This is a genomic window from Bacillus sp. C30 (assembly GCF_040838255.1).
Taxonomy (GTDB): domain Bacteria; phylum Bacillota; class Bacilli; order Bacillales; family Bacillaceae_G; genus Bacillus_A; species Bacillus_A mycoides.
On the sequence record NZ_JBFPJH010000447.1, the window covers coordinates 1 to 2,351 of the forward strand.

Annotated in this window: 3 protein-coding genes and 1 pseudogene; 3 read left to right on the forward strand and 1 reads right to left on the reverse strand. The window is 31.9% G+C overall.

Going from position 1 to position 2,351, the window contains the following annotated elements; genetic code table 11:
* From AB3X49_RS21540 to AB3X49_RS21550, 3 genes and pseudogenes are all read left to right on the forward strand, one after another.
* Positions 1-219: integrase core domain-containing protein (locus AB3X49_RS21540; protein WP_367964633.1), on the forward strand; the 219-nt coding region annotated here is incomplete at its 5' end.
* 130 nt (positions 220-349) lie between these two features.
* Positions 350-699: pseudogene (locus tag AB3X49_RS21545) on the forward strand (DDE-type integrase/transposase/recombinase); the annotation flags it as partial.
* 790 nt (positions 700-1,489) lie between these two features.
* A complete protein-coding gene (locus tag AB3X49_RS21550) occupies positions 1,490-1,852 on the forward strand; it encodes a helix-turn-helix transcriptional regulator (protein WP_367964635.1) in 363 nt (120 codons plus the stop codon).
* Between the two features lie 62 nt (positions 1,853-1,914).
* On the opposite strand, the gene AB3X49_RS21555 is transcribed toward AB3X49_RS21550, so the two are convergent.
* The coding region (locus AB3X49_RS21555) for a hypothetical protein (protein ID WP_367964637.1) at positions 1,915-2,351 on the reverse strand (437 nt) is incomplete at its 5' end.

The window sequence follows — 2,351 nt, forward strand, 5'->3', positions numbered from 1 at the left end:
CAAAGTATGTCCCGTAAGGGAAACTGTTGGGATAACGCCGTGATCGAATCGTTTTTTAGTATCTTTAAACGTGAATGTTTACATGGAGAAAAACTGATTTCTCTCGCTCAAGTAACTCAGTTAGTGGCTGAATTTATTTATATGTATTATCATTCACTTCGTCCGCACTCATCACTAAATGGAATGACTCCGTATCAATATTCAAAATCCATTGCGTAATCTATTTCATGTTCCAGTTTTTCTTGACCAGGTCATATTGGTATTGAGAAAGTTACTCTCTACATTCGAGATAACGAACAATACATGCAACGATTATCCCGATGATGAGCGAACCCAATAGAATATCTATGCCAAGTACTTTCTAAAGAAGACCTTGGCTTCTTGCCATGTCACAAAACCTCGTTCAATAACTGCTGATGGTGATAAAGCCTATCCTGTTGCGATACGTCAACTAAAGGAAGAAAAGTGTATACCACACGGTACACCACTTCGTGTGAAAAAATATTTAAACAAGATCATCGGTTTATTAAAAAACGAATTCGGAATATGCTTGGATTGAAATCAGTGCTGACAGCTACGAAAATGATTGCTGGAATAGAAGCTATGCATATGATCAAAAAAGGACAAACTCTCCGAGGGAAGAAGTCTGTTCAAAAGCAGATATATCTTATTCATGAACTCTTTGGTTTAACAGCATAAAATTCAATTCCGCTAGGAATCTTTTTCTTTTTTTCATATCCCACTGTTTTTGCACCAGAATCATTTAAAAGACATCTATCAAAAAAAACGTAGAATCTAAATATTAAACAATTAGTTCTGAGTCAGGTAAATGATACATTACAAAAAAATATAAATGTCTGCAAGTATCCCATGTCCATCAACCTAAGACTTTTTACTCCCCCCACGTTATTCTTTCTTAATAATCAATGAGAAAGGATAAGGTTATTTTTAACGCTTGATTTTCTTAAGCTGATAGGTATGCGGTTGTACCACATTTAAATTTCTCAATAAAGGAAAACTATCATTTTACAGATTAAGTGTTTTAAAAAATCAGATTACTCTGTATTATGAAGAGAAGCCCTCACAGATTCTTCCTATTAGATGTTGATTAGTTTTTCAGATGTAACAACAAACCCTATACATATCAATTATATCATTGGGCAATATTCGTTATGATTGTAATCCCAATAACCAGGTACCAATGGAAAAGTTAAATTAACAATTCTTTTGCCACTTTCGTAACTACTCATCTACATAAAGCACAATCATTCAATGTGTACCTCAAATATTAATTTTCCGAGCAAATTCCCTATAAAAATGGTACCAAAATAAAATCTATTAATCTAATATATAGCTATAAAACACAATACTTAGGCAGAAAACAGTAGGTGCGTGTCCACTAATACTTATCACAACAACTCTTTGGATACTTTAAGAGTTGTTGTGATAAGTTATATGTGGCCATCAAAAATTAATAGGAGTGATAAGAATGCGATTCAAAATTAAAGAAATGCGGAAGAGGTTTGGTGATACCCTACAGAGTTTAGCTGAGAAAATTAATTATGATTATAGTAATCTGTCTAAAGTTGAAAGAGGAGTGTATACCCCCACATTAGATTTACTTCATAAAATTGCTACCGTATACAATATGGAAATATGCGATTTAATTGTTCCTTCGAATGTATCAAGTAAAAAAATTTTAGATATAGAAGATATTGAATTGTTAGAATGCTATACGTTCACCTTAAACGAAGAAGAAATTTCAAAAGAAGAACTCGCGTTTTTAATACAAACTCTAAAAATTATGCGTCAAACAATCAAAAATATAAAAAGAAAAGATTTTGATGAATAACATCGTTTCGCTGGAACATGAACAGAGCAGAACTACATGGGAACATATAAAAAATCTTTTTCTTAAAAAGAAAGAAACTGATCTACATGTCGCAGAGGGGATTGTAAATCTTTTTTATAGACAGGCATACAATGCCCAATTACTTTTGTAACCTGATTATGATCATTTTGAGGCTCTAGATAAGTAATTATAAAAATGTCTGGGTTTTTATATGGAAAATAATAGTATAAAACTTTTTTTTGATTCCACGCTAATGTATAGAGTTGTTTGAGTTTTTTTCTTGTCGCTTTATCTCCTATATGAAGAGCGGTATCCACTGATTTTCCAACCAAATCATCTTGTTTTTGAAGACTTAAATTTAGTAATTCTGGACAAATATCTGTAAAAACAAAATCATTTTTTGATTTTTGAAATATGAAATACATCTTAGGGTGTACATTTTTATACTCTTGGAAAAGGTCTTCAAATACAGAATGTAAAACTAGCTTGAGTTCGATAT

Coding starts and splice junctions, on each gene's coding strand:
- AB3X49_RS21550 (WP_367964635.1), top strand. CDS start 1,490: ATGCGATTCAAAATTAAAGAAATGCGGAAGAGGTTTGGTGATACCCTA.